General features: G+C 67.9%; 13 protein-coding genes. 8 read left to right on the forward strand and 5 right to left on the reverse strand.

Annotated elements, in window-relative coordinates; genetic code table 11:
- Nucleotides 1–133 precede the first annotated feature (133 nt).
- The 4 genes from AB0E14_RS25635 (at nt 134) to AB0E14_RS25650 (ending at nt 6,392) form a co-directional block, all read left to right on the forward strand.
- Nucleotides 134–388, forward strand: a complete 255-nt coding sequence (locus tag AB0E14_RS25635) for a hypothetical protein (protein ID WP_362422510.1) — start codon at nt 134–136, stop codon at nt 386–388.
- A 923-nt stretch (nt 389–1,311) separates the two neighbouring features.
- Entirely contained in the window at nt 1,312–1,572 is a 261-nt protein-coding gene (locus tag AB0E14_RS25640) for a hypothetical protein (protein ID WP_362422513.1), read from the forward strand.
- Nucleotides 1,572–6,161 carry a peptidoglycan DD-metalloendopeptidase family protein gene (locus AB0E14_RS25645; protein ID WP_362422517.1) on the forward strand — a complete coding sequence of 1,530 codons (4,590 nt, stop codon included), beginning with the start codon at nt 1,572–1,574 and terminating at the stop codon, nt 6,159–6,161. Before AB0E14_RS25640 ends, AB0E14_RS25645 begins: the two co-directional genes overlap by 1 nt.
- A gap of 72 nt (nt 6,162–6,233) precedes the next feature.
- Nucleotides 6,234–6,392 carry a hypothetical protein gene (locus AB0E14_RS25650; protein ID WP_362422520.1) on the forward strand — a complete coding sequence of 53 codons (159 nt, stop codon included), beginning with the start codon at nt 6,234–6,236 and terminating at the stop codon, nt 6,390–6,392.
- Here the strand turns inward: AB0E14_RS25650 and AB0E14_RS25655 are convergent, their stop codons facing one another.
- Complete coding sequence (locus AB0E14_RS25655; protein ID WP_362422523.1) at nt 6,393–6,863, reverse strand: NUDIX domain-containing protein; 471 nt, start codon at nt 6,861–6,863, stop codon at nt 6,393–6,395.
- Nucleotides 6,864–6,867: 4 nt separating this feature from the next.
- The gene (locus tag AB0E14_RS25660; protein ID WP_362422526.1) at nt 6,868–7,608 is read right to left on the reverse strand and encodes an XRE family transcriptional regulator; all 741 of its coding nucleotides are present in this window, start codon (nt 7,606–7,608) and stop codon (nt 6,868–6,870) included.
- A 463-nt stretch (nt 7,609–8,071) separates the two neighbouring features.
- Between AB0E14_RS25660 and AB0E14_RS25665 the strand changes: the two genes are divergently transcribed.
- The 3 genes from AB0E14_RS25665 (at nt 8,072) to AB0E14_RS25675 (ending at nt 9,747) form a co-directional block, all read left to right on the forward strand.
- Nucleotides 8,072–8,194 carry a hypothetical protein gene (locus AB0E14_RS25665; protein WP_362422529.1) on the forward strand — a complete coding sequence of 41 codons (123 nt, stop codon included), beginning with the start codon at nt 8,072–8,074 and terminating at the stop codon, nt 8,192–8,194.
- Nucleotides 8,195–8,419: 225 nt separating this feature from the next.
- Entirely contained in the window at nt 8,420–8,563 is a 144-nt protein-coding gene (locus AB0E14_RS25670) for a hypothetical protein (RefSeq protein ID WP_362422532.1), read from the forward strand.
- A gap of 221 nt (nt 8,564–8,784) precedes the next feature.
- Nucleotides 8,785–9,747, forward strand: a complete 963-nt coding sequence (locus tag AB0E14_RS25675) for a methyltransferase domain-containing protein (RefSeq protein ID WP_362422535.1) — start codon at nt 8,785–8,787, stop codon at nt 9,745–9,747.
- 186 nt (nt 9,748–9,933) lie between these two features.
- Here the strand turns inward: AB0E14_RS25675 and AB0E14_RS25680 are convergent, their stop codons facing one another.
- The 3 genes from AB0E14_RS25680 to AB0E14_RS25690 all read right to left on the reverse strand — a co-directional run bounded on the left by AB0E14_RS25680 (nt 9,934) and on the right by AB0E14_RS25690 (nt 13,162).
- Nucleotides 9,934–10,602 (reverse strand): O-methyltransferase, encoded by a 669-nt coding sequence (locus tag AB0E14_RS25680; protein ID WP_362422538.1) that lies wholly within the window; start codon nt 10,600–10,602, stop codon nt 9,934–9,936.
- Nucleotides 10,599–11,693: a DUF2330 domain-containing protein gene (locus AB0E14_RS25685; protein WP_362422540.1), complete on the reverse strand. Its 1,095-nt coding sequence runs from the start codon at nt 11,691–11,693 to the stop codon at nt 10,599–10,601. The genes AB0E14_RS25680 and AB0E14_RS25685 overlap by 4 nt, the downstream gene beginning before the upstream one ends.
- A 221-nt stretch (nt 11,694–11,914) precedes the next feature.
- Entirely contained in the window at nt 11,915–13,162 is a 1,248-nt protein-coding gene (locus AB0E14_RS25690; RefSeq protein WP_362422542.1) for a cytochrome P450, read from the reverse strand.
- Between the two features lie 317 nt (nt 13,163–13,479).
- Here AB0E14_RS25690 and AB0E14_RS25695 point away from each other — a divergent pair, with 317 nt between their 5' ends.
- Nucleotides 13,480–14,658, forward strand: coding sequence for a steroid 3-ketoacyl-CoA thiolase (locus AB0E14_RS25695; RefSeq protein WP_362422544.1), 1,179 nt, complete (start codon nt 13,480–13,482; stop codon nt 14,656–14,658).
- The last annotated feature ends 194 nt before the right edge of the window (nt 14,659–14,852 follow it).

Raw genomic sequence — 14,852 nt, forward strand, 5'->3', positions numbered from 1 at the left:
CATTCACAGTCGAGCCCACCGGGGGCAGGCACGGTCACTGGCGACAGGCCCGATCGTGCTTCCCCTCGCTGGCTGCGACCTACCCGTTCCCGACATGCCGACAGGGCGCACGTGGACAGAGGCGGAGCGGGAGATGTGGGCCGACCTGTGGGAGAGCCCGCAGGCGACGCAGTGGAACGACAGTTACGCGCCGATCGTGGCTCTCTACGTCAGGGTGGTGTGCGACTCCCTGACGGGCCGCGTGACTGCTGGCCTGGCTCAGGAAGCGCGTCACCTGGCTGACCACCTTGGGCTCAGTCCCGCAGGTCTGAAGACGCTGGGCTGGGTGATAGAGAGCGTGGACACCGCCACGGGCGAACTGCACGCCCTGCCGGGTGGAGCAGCGTGAGCGCGCGCAGACGGGCTCAGTTGGCCAGGCTCTCGCAGCGCACGCCGCAGGATGAGAGCGGGCGCTATGCGTGCCCCGCGGAGCTACGCGCACCGTGCGTCGTGTGGGACTGGCTGAGTGCCGACGAGCGCGGCGCCGTAGAGCGCTCCGGACTGAGCGCGCCAGAAGCCGTCAGGGCTTGGCGCCGCTGGCTCGACGCCCGCCAGGCACACGCCGCTGACGCCGGCTCGTCCATCATCAGCGTCTGCGGCCCGTCAGGACGCCCGACGCTGGGCTGACGTCGCAAGCCTCTGACCTGCATCGATACCAGGGGGTGATCCCCGGCCGGGAAATCGTCCGGCCCGGAGAGGTGCTAGTCCACGCGGTCCGGCAACCGGTTAGAGGTCGACACCCGAGGCGCTTCAAGCGCCCCTCAGGGGCGTTTGAAGCGGCCTCTACACCGCCGCTCCTGCGGCGGACACGGTGGACCGAGCTCCGGGGACGATCAAGCGACAGGCGAAAGATCATCCCCGAAGTGTGACAACGCGCAGGTCAGAGCGCGTTTAGTCGTTACCGATTTGCCTTGCCTTTACCTTCCAACTTGGAGGAGCTTTGAGCCCTGAGCCGCTCTACACGAACTGCCGACGTTCCGGATGCCGCTTCCCGCGCAGTCGGCAGACTCGCGGGAAGCAGGTCGGTCGGCTCCGGCGCGAGTGCAGCGCCGAGTGCACGACGTGGTGCATTCGAGCCCGCCATGCCGTCGCAGCGAACGACGGGGCGGAGGCCGCGGAGCTCATGCGCCTGAGTGCCGCGCTTGACGCGCGCCGACGTCCGGGAGAGCCCGTAAAAGGGCTCACGCTGGCGGACTGACACCCGACACCGCACACCACCCCACAAGGCCCGTAGCGCCCGCTACGGGCCTTTCCCATGCCCCTGGAGGAGCAATGACGACAGCCCTCAGCGACCGGTGCCCGCGCGACGGTTGTGACTTCCTGCCCATACTGGTCCTGATCGACGGCAGCGCGCTGCCCGCCGTGCACTGTTCCGATGCGTGCGCCGATTTCACTTGGTTGGAGCGTGCTCTCGCGGACGCTCCGTCGACGTCCGAGACAGCGGCAGCCCTGGAAGGGCTTGCCGGCCTCCGTCGACTGCTAGACCTGCGCCAGGACCCATCCGACATCGGCCCACTTCTGGGCGGTGAGTGATGGCAGACCTGGACATCGTCGGTAGTGCTGGCGTCGACGTCGTTCCCGTAGCGCCAACGTTCCACCCACGCCTGAAAGCGATGGTTCTCCCTGTCGCGGACCGCGTTGGGCGCGAGGCGGGAGAGCGGTTGGGCGACGCCATCAGTCGCCACATCGTCGTTGCCATCCCCAACGCGATCACGCAGGGAGGCAACGCTGCGCAACGCTCCGCAACCAGGCAAGGATCCGACACGGGAGGGGCGTTTGCACGCTCCTTGAAAGCCAAGCTCGAAGCCGCATTCCGCGCCATGCCGCGACTCGACGTCCGGCTGTCAGACAACGGCGTTGATGCGGAGCTTGCCCGCCTCCGCGCTCGCATGGAAACGCTCTCCAACAAGCGCATCGGTATCGACGTGGACGCCGGAGCGGCCGAGGCGGAGATCCGGCGTATCGAGGCTGAGCTCCTCCGTCTGGGTGCTTCCCACCCGAATGTGGCGGTACGCGCTGACACAGCCGCAGCGCGCGCCGCACTGGCGGAGATCAGAGCCGAGATTGCCGCTGTGGACGCCTCCGACCCTGAGGTGAGGGTCGACGTTGACACGGCCGGAGCGAGTGCCGCACTGCGCTCCCTTGGGCTTCAGATGATCGCCCTGACGGCGATTCCCGTCGGCCCAGTCATTGCGGCTGGTCTGGGGAGCGTCGTCTCCATGGCGTCAGCGGCCGGCGCAGGTATGGGAGCCTTCGCGCTTGCGTCGATTCCCGCCGTGAAGGGCGTGGGCGAGGCACTGAAGGCGCAGACGGCGGCGCAGGAGGACAGCACTCGCGCGTCAAACGCAGCTGCCGCAGCTGACGCCAACGCGCGCGTGCAGTCGCAGCAGCGTGCAACTCAGATGGCAGCCGCTCAGCAGCAACTCGCCTCGGCACACCGCCAGGCGTCCGCAGCAATCGCCAACGCCAGCGACGGTGTGAACCGCGCGGAGCGGTCCCTCGCGGACGCCCAGCGCGCAGAGCGCCAGGCACAGGAAGACCTGACGTCGGCGAGGAAGACGGCTGCACAGCAGCTTCGCGACCTGAACGACCAGCTGACGAACGGCGCGTTGGACCAGCGGGAGGCAACCCTCCGGGTCCAGGAGGCGGAGCAGCGACTTCAGGAGGTCCGGAAGGACCCGAAGGCAACTCGGCTGCAGATGGACCAGGCGAAGCTCGCCGTGGATCAGGCGCGCCAGCACGCGCGCGAGCAGCTCCAGGACTACAAGGAGCTGCAGAAGTCTGCTGAGGCGCAGCGGAAGGCGGGAGTCAACGGCTCCGACGTTGTCCGCCAGGCTCAGGAACGTCTCGGCAAGGCGCAGCAGAACACAAAGGATCAGGCTGCTGCGCTCGTCAAGGCGCAGAAGGCAGTAGCGACGGCGACGCTCCAGGCGGCTGACGCCATTGCGTCCGCAGAGCGAGGGATAGCCTCCGCGCGGCTGCAGTCGGCGAAGGTGACGACGAGCACCACGAGCAAGCTCGACGCGTACAAGGCCGCGATGGACAAGCTGAGTCCCGCGCAGCGAGACCTCTTCGAGTCGATCGCAGGCCCGAAGGGGCTGAAGAACGCGTTCAGCGACTGGCAGAAGAGCCTCCAGCCGGCCACACTCCCGATCTTCACCCGCGCCGTTGACGGGATGAAGGCGTCCCTCCCGGGGCTGACGGGCTTTGTGCTCGGTGCCGCAGCAGGGATTCAGACGCTGATGGACAAGGCATCCGCGGAGTTCAAGACGCCATTCTGGACGAGCTTCAAAGCGGATCTTAAGGAGAACGTAGAGCCGGCGGTAGTCGGCTTCGGTGTGGCCTTTGGAAACGTCATCAAGGGTGTTGCGGGAATCATCGACGCCTTCCTGCCGAAGATGGACGGAATCGGCAAGCGTTCCGACTCAATCACCGCGCGATTCGCGCTGTGGGGGACGAAGCTCAAGGGAAGCCCTGAATTCGAGCGCTTCCTGAAGTACGTCAACGACGTCGCGCCGCGTGTTGGGCGACTCGTTGAGGGTGTTGCGGGTGCGCTGCTCGCCGTTGCGACGGCGTTGTCTCCAGTCTCGACAGCGTTGATGGCCGCCATCGCTCCCGTTCTCGACGGCGTTGAGTGGCTGGCGACGGAGATGCCGGAATTCGTCATCGCGTTGTGGGCTGTTTGGGCAGCGCAACGAGCCATCACCATCGGAATGGCCGCATTCGGCGCGGCATTGTCGATCTACACCGTCGCAGTGTTTGCCGCACAGGTGGCCACCCTCGGCTGGTCTGCCGCACTCGCCGCGACGGGAATCGTCCCGCTCATCCGCGGAATCATCCTGATCGTCGGTCTCCTCGTTGCAGCCGTGATCTACGCCTACAACAACTGGGATTGGTTCCGGAACACCGTCGACTTCGTTGCGAAGTCGATCGGGACGCTGATCTCCTTCCTGTGGACCAACATCCTCAAGCCCGTCTTCGAAGGCATCTGGTGGGTCATCAAGAAGGTCGGTGACATTGCCGTCTGGCTCTGGGAGAACGCCCTCGGGCCGACGTTCAGCTTCATCGGCGAAGCGGCACAGTGGCTGGTCACAGCCCTCGTGACGTTCTTCCTCCTGCCTGCCTACCTGGCCTTCAAGGCGCTGGGTGAAATCGGGCTGTGGCTGTGGGAGACGATTCTCCGCCCTGTGTTCCAGGGGCTTGGAGAGCTGGGGATGTGGCTGTGGGAGAACGCGCTTCAGCCCGCACTCCAGGGCATCGGCGACCTGGCCATGTGGTTGTGGGAGAACGCCATCAAGCCTGCGTTCGGCGAGATGAAGAAGACGTTCGAGGCACTCGCTGCCGCCGGAAAGTGGCTGTGGGACATCGTCCTGAGCCCGATCTTCGGCTTCATCGGTGACAAGGCCAAGTGGCTGTACGACGAGGCCATCAAGCCAGCGTTCGACAACATCATGAAGGGCGTTGATGCCGTCTCGAAGTCGTTCGAGGACGGCAAGAGCGCCATCAAGACGGCGTGGGACCAGGTACAGGAAATCGCCAAGAAACCTGTCCGGTTCATCATCGACAAGGTCTACAACAACGGCATCGTGCCGCTGTGGAACAAGGTCGCGAAGATCACGGGTGCTGACGAGATCAAGCCCATGGATCTCCGCGGCTTCGCGCGAGGCGGCATCCTGCCGGGGCAGTCGACGTGGCGTCAGGGGGACGACCAACTCGTCCCGATGCGACGCGGCGAAGGCGTCTACGTCTCCGAAGCCATGCGCGATCCCTACGAGCGCGCGCGGCTCTTCGCGGTCAACCGCGCTGCCATGAACGGCCAGAGCCTCTCGCAGTTCCAGGGCGGGTACGCCGAAGGCGGCATCGTCGGATGGCTGAAGGACAGGGGCAGCGACCTGGCCGACTTCTTCAGCAACCCGCTCGACGTCTTCAGCGACGCAAAGAAGATCATGACGGATCAGATGAAGTCGATCCTGACGAACCCGTGGGCCCGCGAACTGGCGAAGATGCCGAAGAAGATGATCGACGGCCTGAAGGACAAGGCACTCGACTTCCTCGGATTCGGGCGTGACGGCGCCAGCGGTGGCGGAGGCATGTGGGGCATGCCGGTAGACGCGGCCCCTGGAACTCCGTTCGGCAAGCGGGGCTCGATGTGGAGCTCCGGCCGGCATACCGGCCTGGACTTCCCCGCAGCCGTGGGGACGCTGATCCGGGCCGTGGCGGGCGGCCGCGTCAGCATGGCGAAGGGCGGCGGCCCCTACGGCAACCACGTGATGATCAATCACGGCGGTGGCCTCTCGTCGCTGTACGCCCACATGTCCAGCATCCTGACGACGGTCGGCAAGAGCGTCAGCCAGGGCGAGACGATCGGCCGCGTCGGTGCAACGGGCAACGTCACGGGCCCACACCTTCACCTGGAGGCACGCCGCAACGGCGTCGCCGTCGACCCGATGCAGTACCTGACGGGCGGCAATGGTGGCGGAGGTGGAACGGGCGTCGAGCGGTGGCGGAACGTCGTTCTGCAGGCGCTGCAGATGACCGGCAACCCGGCATCGTACGCGAACCTGACCCTTCGCCGGATGAACCAGGAGTCGGGCGGCAATCCCAACGCCGTCAACAACTGGGACATCAACGCGAAGAACGGAACGCCGTCTGTTGGTCTGATGCAGGTCATCAAGCCCACCTTCGACGCGTGGGCCGGCCACATGCGCGGCGTCGGACCGAAGCTCCACGGCGTCAGTACGAACCCGCTGGCAAACGTGTACGCCTCGATGCGCTACGCCATGGGCCGCTACGGCTCGCTCCCGACGGCGTACAACCGCCCGGGTGGCTACGCAGGCGGAGGCTTCCCGCAGCTTGGGGAGCTTTCGTGGGTCGGTGAGAACGGCCCGGAGCTCGTTCGCTGGCTGCACCCTGCGCAGGTCCACAGCAACCGTGACTCGCGGGAGATGGTCCGTCAGGCGTCGAGCCTGAGCGGCCTGTCCGCGGGACGAGGTACTCCCAACATCGTTGTGGAAAACCGCACCTACCTGGGTGACCGCGAAATCACCGACATCGTGCGTACCGAGATCAACGTGTACGACGCCGACACGGCGCGTGCGATCGAAACAGGGCGCACCCTCTGACGCAAGCCCCTCGCGGCCCGCGATCCGACATGGACGCGGGCCGCTCCCATTTCTGACGAGAGGAACCACGACATGGACACCACGACGCCGATCAAGCGGCAGCCGACGACGTGCCTGCACTGCGGTGCTGACGTCGAGCAGAAGGAGGGACCGGGACGTCTGCGGAAGTTCTGCACCGCATGGCACGGCCGGCTGTGGCGGCGCCAGATGACGACGCTGGGGCTGCTCTAGTCAGCCCAGATACGGCGTCGGCCGGCGCTCTTGGTAGTGCTGCAGCCGGAGGCGCTGAGTGTGGTGCATGGGGAGATTAGGAACGTCCTCCGGAGCCACGAACCGCAGCTCCGTGGACTCGTCGGACATGGCGAGTGTTCCCCCTGTTATACGCGCTGTGAAGCACACGTTGAACTGGCGCCGTACCTCGCCGTCGCTGTACTCGATGATGTGCCGCGGGTCGGTGTACGTGCCGACGAGGCCAGTCACTTCGACGTCGAGCCCCGTCTCTTCCTTCACCTCCCGGACAGCCGCCCCGGGCAGGCTGTCGTCCAGCTCCATCCCGCCGCCCGGAAGAGCCCACAGCCCGCTGTCTGCACGCCGCTGAAGGAGGACGCGCCCCTCGTCGTCGGTCACTACGGCGGAGGCCGCCACGACCATGCTGTTGGGCTTCGGCGCCTTCGGGTCGTCGTAGTACTCGCGTCGTGACATGACCTCAGCTTGTCACGGGCCGTCCAGTGGCCCACACGGCGTCGAAGCTCTCTGCATAGGTGTCGAACATGCCGCCAGGGCCGGAACGCCGGAGATGCCAGACCGGAGCGCCGTAGGCGTTGACTCCCCACACGTGGGCGTTGACGAGGGCTTGATCATCAACACGGTAGATGCTGTTGTACAGCGTCGTCCCGTGGGTGCGTAGCTCGACGCCCTCCACGTCCAGGAGCGGCCGGTAGTGCATGAGCGCGATCCTGCACCGTGACTCAATGCCGTGACCGAAGCGCTCTTCCTCCCCGCGTGCCCGCACGTTTTCACTGTCTGCATCCCCGATGGCGATGCGGATGCTGCACCCCTCGCGAGCTCGCTCGCGGAGAAGCTCGTTGAGCCGGGGGTACGCCTCGTGAAGAAAGACGGCGGCGTAGACGAGAACGTCGACCTTCGTACGTGCACTAGCGATCAGATCCACGAACGTGGAGACTGGAAGATTGGCCCGCTGGTCGTAGACCGCCACGAGTTCCGGGCTTATTGCCCGCGCAGCGCGCGCCTGACGTAGAGCCGGCCAGAGTGCGTGCACATCTTCCCCCAATGTCTCCGCGGCTTTGAGCGCCGTCGACCGACGAGGCACGCGACCGAGGTTGACCCAGCGTTCCACGCTCTTTGGGTCGACCTCCGTGGCCTTTGCCAGGGAAGCGTGTGTCCAGCCGCCCGACGTCATGGCTAATCTCAAGCGCTCGTTCTGCATGGCCAGTGTCCCCTTCCGGCAAAGACGTAGCTAGGGACGTTCTACACCCTCTGGGACGTCCCGTAATGGGGGTAGGACGTGGTTCCTACGTCCTCTCAGGCGGCGCACTATCCCTGTGTCGGGACGTGAGGGGACGGTGGGAGATGCCTGCGGACGAGCTGAGACCGGCCACACGGAAGTACGCGGTGGACGCCAGCGGAAAGCTGGGCCGGGTCACCGGTCGCTACTTGGGGAGCGTGTACCTGCGTCCCCCGGGCGGTGGCAAGGAATGGTCCGTCCCTCCTGAGGAACTCCGGGAGCCGACGGAAGCGGAGTTGGCTCGGATCCGAGTCTTCACAACGCCCGTCAAGCGGGTGGCGCCGTGACGACGATCCTCCGCCTTACGCCGCACACGATCTCCCGTCACCCCGACTGTGAGCCGAGCGTTTCCGCGCAGTGCCTGAATCCTGACTGCGCGTGGGAAATGCAGGCGCACCCGGACGTGAAGGCCGTCGACGTGGAGTGCATCAGCCACACGGGCAGGACCGGTCACGGCATCTTCGCTCGAACGTTCCAGGACGTAGCTGTCGTCGTGAAGGGCAGCTAACCCAAGACTCCGCTCTCCCGGTACGGCCTCCTCGGCAGGACACGTCCCGGACCGGGGGAGCGGGCAAGACTCGCACGTCGGCGACCTCGTCAAACCGTCGGCGTGTTGAGAGCGGGCGGAGGCGGGGTCCGGTGAGGTCGGTTTCTCGCCCCGCCCGTGCAAGTCGAGTACGCCGGCCCGGGGACTGATTCCTCGACTACCTGAGCACTGACAAGGGGAGCACAGATGATGCAGCGCGGAAGCAACGCACAGCCGTGGTTGGTCAAGGGCGGGGAGGACGACTCCAGCTCCGGCAACAAGCACGGTGGCGGGGGCTCGGAGGGCCAGGACTCCGGCCACAGCGACAGTAAGGGAAGCGGCAACAAGTGACCGAGCACGACGTGAGGGCGGCTGGTCCGGAAGGGCTGGCCGCCCGGCTCCTTGAGAACGGGAGCCTGACCTCAGATTGGTTGCCCGCGTACCGGGCAGTGCCGCGGGAGGTGTTCGTCCCTGACGTGGCGTGGCCTGGGCTGTCGAACGGCACGGGGCAGGGGGACGCAGTTGACCGCAAGACTGACCCCGAAGCGTGGTTCCGCGCGGTCTACTCGGACGTGTCCCTGACGACTCAGTGGGACGACGGCGAGCACTCCGGGACGGGCAAGGGACGCGTACCCACCTGCTCCAACTCCCAGCCCTCCATGGTGTTCTCCATGCTCGATGCCCTGAACGTGGAGGCGGATTCCTGCGTCCTGGAAGTGGGCACCGGTACCGGGTGGAATGCCGCGTTGCTGTCCGAGCGCGTCGGCTCCGTAAACGTCGTCACGGTCGAAGTGGACGCGCAGAACGCCTCAGCAGCCCGTAGACGCCTCGGGACGGTCGGCTACACGCCGACGGCCGTCGTGGGAGACGGCGCCGAAGGCTGGAAGCCGTCCGCGCCGTACGACCGTGTGCTGATCACCGCATCCCTGCGGGAGATCCCTCGCGCGATCGTCGACCAGACACGCCCCGGCGGAATCATCGTCTCCCCGTACGCCACGGAGTACGGCGGGGAGGGTGTTGTCCGCCTGACGGTCCGGGAGGACGGATCCGCGTCCGGCCCGTTCGTGGGCTCTTCGGCGTTCATGAGGCTGCGCCAGCAGCGGACTCAGCGCAAGCACGTGCGGGAGTACATGGGCGGGAAGCCCTGGCCGGCGGACGGCAAGCGGTCCACGACGGGCCTCTCCCCGGACGACGTGGGCGACTGGCTGCCCATGTTCGCGATCGGCCTCCAGACCACGGGCGTCTTCCCGTGGGCTGAGCAGTACGAGGACGGTTCGTACACCCTGTGGCTGCGCGACACGGACGTGACGTCGTGGGCGACAGTCGACTACGTGCCCGGCGCCGCGGAGTTCGAGGTCTACCAGGCTGGGCCCCGGAATCTATGGGACGAGGTCCGGGCTGCGTACCACTGGTGGAGCAGTCAGGGCCGGCCCGGGTTCGACCGATTCGGGCTCACCGTGACCCCCGACGGCAAGCACTACGCCTGGCTCGACGCCCCGGAGCATCCCGTCCCCACCGTGGAGCACACTGCCTGATCCAACGACCGCCCCGGTTGCCCTCTTCCCCCGTGGAGGGCGACCGGGGCTTCTTCGTGTAGGCAACTCATGTGCGTACGTTGACAGACTCATTGATCTTCACGATGCTCATGCACAGCAGGATATGACCGGCCCGGAGGGGCACCGGCCCGGACGGGCCGCGTCACGGGAGCGGGGGCGGTTCCGTCAGGCCACGACCCGGGCCATCAGGAGCCCGTCGTAGCCCTTCACGCCGACCGTCTGGAACGCGGTCGCGTCCAGGCGGGGTTCACGGGAGACCAGTTCGAACATCGCGCGGGTGCCCGTGATCGCCGGTTCCGTCGACTCCGCGTCCACGACCGCGCCGCCACGCCCGACGTTGTCGACGACGATGACCGTGCCGGGGCGGGAGAGGCGCAGGGCCCACTCCACGTAGTGCGGGTTGTTCACCTTGTCGGCGTCGATGAAGACGAAGTCGAACGGGCCCGCGCCCTCGGCCTCCAGCTGGGGCAGGCTGTCCAGGGCCGCGCCCGTCCGGACCTCGACGATCTTGTCGAGTCCGGCCCGGGCGATGTTGGCGCGGGCCACGTCCGCGTGGGCCGGGTTGTACTCCAGGGAGACCATCCGGCCGTCCGCCGGCAGCGCACGGGCCATCCAGATGGTGCTGTAGCCGCCGAGCGTGCCGATCTCCAGGACCGAGCGCGCGCCCGCCACGGCGACCAGCAGGCTGAGCAGCTTGCCCTGGTTGGGGGCGACGGCGATCTCCGGCAGGCCGGCGGCCGTCGAGTCGGCGAGCGCGGCGGCGAGCGCCTCGTCGGCGGGGGCGAGCAGATCCGTGAAGTAGCGGTCCACAGTGGACCATTGATCCTGAGTCATACGGCCGAACGTACCTCAGCGCGGGCCCGCTCCCGGGTACGGCGGACCGTCACGACCGTCGCGGCGGACGTGAGCAGAACGCCCAGGACCGTCAGGATCCAGACCGGGATCCCGTCGCCGACGGTGAGCAGCCGGTCGGTGTACACGACCTCCCGGTACGGGGTGTCGGCGACCGCCCGCAGTTCGTGGTCGCCGTCGATCCGGGACGGCTCGGGGAACTCCTGGTCGATGGCGGTCAGGAAGACCGGCCGGCCGCCGGTGAGCGCGGCGAGCGAGGCGTCCTCCGTGCCCTCGATCCCGCCCGCGAACGTCACCTCGGGGCGCGAGCCGCCGATGGCGTCCCGCGGTTCCATGCGGTGGTCGGCGAGCACGTACAGACCGAGGGACTGCGGGTTCGCGGCGAGCCGCGAGAGCCGCATGGGGTAGACGAGTTCGGTGCTGGCGAAGGTGATCCGGAGCGGGGTCAGCTCGCCGTGCAGCGCGGCGACGGACGTCGTGCCCGAGGCGCCGGCCGGCTCCTCCGGGGCGAGGCGAACGGCGACGTACTCCCACTTCCGCTCGACGTACGGGGTGAGTTCGGCGGCCAGCCGGTCGGAGAGCTCGAAGCCGTTCTTCTCCAGCCAGCCGCTCAGCGCCTTCGGGTCCGTGGCCGTCAGCCGTGCCACGTCGAAGGGGCCGAGCCGCTCGCGCCCGACGACACCGACGTCCGCCGCGCCCGGCAGGGGCGCCCCGGCCGACGCGCCGTCCGAGATGCTGAGGTCGAAGGGCCAGTCGCGGCTGCGCGGCCAGAAGTAGTGGCGCGTGCGGTACTCGGGCCCGGTGAGGTCCTCCAGCGCGTCGAAGAGGTCCGGGTCGCCGAGCGTCACGTCCGCGCGGGCGGGCACGGGCATGATCCAGGCGGCGCGCTCGGCGTCGCCGCGCACGGTGAAGCGCATGACGATCTGCTCCGTACGGCCGTCCCAGCGCACCGCCGAGGTCTCCCGGTCGACGCCGATCCGCTGGTTCCGGTCCGGGATCATCGCCCCGCAGCCGCACGCGTACGCCGGCGCGATCAGCGAGCCGAGCTGGAGCCCGAGCAGCGCGACGATCATGGCCAGAATTCTGTGTGTCCTTCGTGTCCCCCGCATGCCGGGTCAGACGTGGTGGGGGAGGCTCCGGTTCCGGCCGCGGACGGCGAACGGTGCACGGCGGAACGGGGCGCCGAACGGCGAACGACGCAGGGTGGACAGCAGGGCGGGGCGGCGGACGGCGGACGGCAGGGCGGGCGGCGGGGGCCACGGCGTAGGGGGGAAGGCCCCCGCCTCCCGGTCCGTCAGGAGCCTGCCCGGACCTGCAACTCCTTGATCCCGTTCAGCCAGGCCGCGCGCAGCCGCCGGGGTTCGCCCGCGAGCGACAGGTCGGGCAGCTCGTCCGCGAGCGCGTTGAAGATCAGCTCGATCTCGTTGATCGCGAGCGACTTGCCGAGGCAGAAGTGCGGGCCTCCGCCGCCGAAGCCGAGGTGCGGGTTCGGGTCGCGCGTGATGTCGAAGACCTCGGGGTTCTCGAAGACCTCGGGGTCGTGGTTGGCGGAGGAGTAGAAGAGCCCGACGCGGTCGCCCCGCCGGATCTTCTGGCCGCCGATCTCGGTGTCCTGCGTGGCGGTCCGCTGGAAGGAGACCACCGGGGTCGCCCAGCGCACGATCTCCTCGGCGGCGGTCGCCGGCCGCTCCCGCTTGTAGAGCTCCCACTGCTCGGGGTAGGTGAGGAAGGCGTGCATGCCGTGGCTGATGGCGTTGCGCGTGGTCTCGTTCCCGGCCACCGCGAGCAGCAGCACGAAGAAGCCGAACTCGTCGGAGGAGAGGTTGCCCTGGCCCTCGGCGGCGACGAGCTGGGTCACGATGTCCTTGGCCGGGCACTCCTTGCGTTCGGCGGCCAGGTTCATCGAGTAGCCGATGAGTTCCATGGCGGCCTCGGCGCCGATCTCCTCCGTGATGGCGTACTCGGGATCGTCGTACGCGACCATCTTGTTGGACCAGTCGAAGATCCGGGCGCGGTCCTCCTGCGGTACGCCGATGAGTTCGGCGATCGCCTGGAGCGGCAGCTCGACGGCGACCTGGGTGACGAAGTCGAACGAGCCGTCGGCGGCGGCGTTCCGTTTCGCCTCCTCGACGATCGCGCGGGCGCGGGCGCGCAGGGCGGACTCCAGGCTCCGGATCGCGCGGGGTGTGAAGCCGCGCTGCACGATCTGGCGGACCCGGGTGTGCTCGGGCGGGTCCATGTTGAGCATGATCAGCTTCTGGACCTCGATCTGGTCCTTGGTGATGTGCTCGTTGAAGCGGATGACGGCCGTGTTCTCGGTGGAGGAGAACAACTCGGGGTGCGTGGAGACGTACTTGACGTCCGCGTGCCGGGTGACGGCCCAGTACCCCTCGTCGTCGAAGCCGGTGATGCCGCGCGGCTGGGGGCACCACCAGACGGGGGCGGTCTGCCGCAGTTGGGCGAACTCCGGGAAGGGTATGCGGCTCTGGAGCAGATCGGGGTCGGTGGCGTCGAACCCTTCGGGGAGGTGAGGGCAGCGCATCGGCAACACACTCCTGACGGTCCATCAGATGATGGACCGCAAGGTAGTAACGGGTTCTACAAGTCGCAAGGGATGTGGCCTGAACTGTTGCCGGAACCGTCGTCGGAACGGTTGCGCGCAGCCGGAGCGCGTGCTCGGGGCGCGTGGACGGGCGTGCGCGGGGTGTGTGCGGGTGCGTGGTCAACGTGTGCACAACCCTTGCGTACCGGCGGTAGCAGTCATAAGACTTCACTCAGAACTAGAACGCGTACTAGTTCCCCGTACCGCCCCCGTCGCGGAGTGCCGGGACACCCGCCCGGGCGAGAGAGGACGAGCTCATGGCCGCGGAACCCGTCATCGTCGAAGCAGTACGCACCCCCATCGGCAAGCGCGGAGGCGCGCTCGCCAACCTTCATCCCGCCTACCTCCTCGGCGAGACCTACCGTGAACTCCTCGGCCGGACCGGCATCAAGGCCGACTGCGTCGAGCAGATCGTCGGCGGTACGGTCACCCACGCCGGCGAGCAGTCCATGAACCCCGCGCGCAACGCCTGGCTCACCATGGGGCTGCCGTACGAGACCGCGGCCACCACCGTCGACTGTCAGTGCGGTTCCTCGCAGCAGGCCAGTCACATGGTCGCCAACATGATCTCCTCGGGCGTCATCGACATCGGCATCAGCTGCGGAGTGGAGGCCATGTCGCGGGTCCCGCTGGGCTCCGGTTCCAAGCACGGGCCCGGAAAGCCCTGGCCGGACGAGTGGAACGTCGACCTGCCCAACCAGTTCGAGGCCGCCGAGCGCATCGCGCGGCGCCGCGGCCTGACCCGCGAACGGGTCGACTCCCTCGGGCTGCTCTCCCAGGAGCGGGCCGCGATCGCCTGGTCCGAGGAGCGGTTCAAGCGCGAGACCTTCGCCGTCCAGGTCCCGACGACCGAGGAGGAGCAGGCCGCCGGGCAGGGCATGTGGCGGCTCGTCGACCGTGACGAGGGGCTCCGCGACACGAGCATGGAGGCGCTCGGCCGGCTCAAGCCGGTCATGCCGACCGCCGTCCACACCGCGGGGAACTCCTCGCAGATCTCCGACGGGGCGTGCGCGCTGATGTGGTCGTCCAAGCGGATGGCCCGCGCGCTCGGGCTCAAGCCGCGCGCCAGGATCGTCGCCCAGGCCCTCGTCGGCTCCGACCCGCACTTCCACCTCGACGGCCCGATCGACGCGACCCGCGCGGTGCTCGGCAAGGCCGGGATGTCACTCAAGGACATCGACCTGGTCGAGATCAACGAGGCGTTCGCCTCCGTGGTGCTGAGCTGGGCGCAGGAGTTCGAGGGGGACCTCGACGGGCTCGTGAAGGTCAACGTCAACGGTGGCGCCATCGCCCTCGGCCACCCGGTGGGGGCGACCGGGGCCCGCCTGATCACGACCGCGCTGCACGAGCTGGAGCGTTCGGACAAGGAGTTCGCGCTGATCACCATGTGCGCGGGTGGGGCCCTGGCGACGGGGACGATCATCCAGCGGCTCTGAGACCGTCCGGGTTCGGAGGGTTCTGGAAACGCGGCAGGCCCCGCCCCTCCGTGGGGAGGGCGGGGCCTTGCGGGTGCTACGGGTGCTGCGGGTGGTGCTGGTGCCGCGGCTGGGAGTCGGTGGGTGACTCTTAGTACCAGCCGTTGGCCTGCCAGAAGGCCCAGGCGGCGTTGGGGGAGCCGTAGCGCTCGTTC

The sequence above is a fragment of the Streptomyces sp. NPDC047981 genome, assembly GCF_040653315.1.
Lineage (GTDB): Bacteria > Actinomycetota > Actinomycetes > Streptomycetales > Streptomycetaceae > Streptomyces.

Bases quoted from the DNA above. Each gene is read 5' to 3' on its own strand.
- AB0E14_RS25635 (WP_362422510.1), top strand. From the start codon at position 134: ATGTGGGCCGACCTGTGGGAGAGCCCGCAGGCGACGCAGTGGAACGAC.
- AB0E14_RS25640 (WP_362422513.1), top strand. From the start codon at position 1,312: ATGACGACAGCCCTCAGCGACCGGTGCCCGCGCGACGGTTGTGACTTC.
- AB0E14_RS25645 (WP_362422517.1), top strand. From the start codon at position 1,572: ATGGCAGACCTGGACATCGTCGGTAGTGCTGGCGTCGACGTCGTTCCC.
- AB0E14_RS25650 (WP_362422520.1), top strand. From the start codon at position 6,234: ATGGACACCACGACGCCGATCAAGCGGCAGCCGACGACGTGCCTGCAC.
- AB0E14_RS25655 (WP_362422523.1), bottom strand. From the start codon at position 6,863: ATGTCACGACGCGAGTACTACGACGACCCGAAGGCGCCGAAGCCCAAC.
- AB0E14_RS25660 (WP_362422526.1), bottom strand. From the start codon at position 7,608: ATGCAGAACGAGCGCTTGAGATTAGCCATGACGTCGGGCGGCTGGACA.
- AB0E14_RS25665 (WP_362422529.1), top strand. From the start codon at position 8,072: ATGCAGGCGCACCCGGACGTGAAGGCCGTCGACGTGGAGTGCATCAGC.
- AB0E14_RS25670 (WP_362422532.1), top strand. From the start codon at position 8,420: ATGATGCAGCGCGGAAGCAACGCACAGCCGTGGTTGGTCAAGGGCGGG.
- AB0E14_RS25680 (WP_362422538.1), bottom strand. From the start codon at position 10,602: ATGACTCAGGATCAATGGTCCACTGTGGACCGCTACTTCACGGATCTG.
- AB0E14_RS25685 (WP_362422540.1), bottom strand. From the start codon at position 11,693: ATGATCGTCGCGCTGCTCGGGCTCCAGCTCGGCTCGCTGATCGCGCCG.
- AB0E14_RS25690 (WP_362422542.1), bottom strand. From the start codon at position 13,162: ATGCGCTGCCCTCACCTCCCCGAAGGGTTCGACGCCACCGACCCCGAT.
- AB0E14_RS25695 (WP_362422544.1), top strand. From the start codon at position 13,480: ATGGCCGCGGAACCCGTCATCGTCGAAGCAGTACGCACCCCCATCGGC.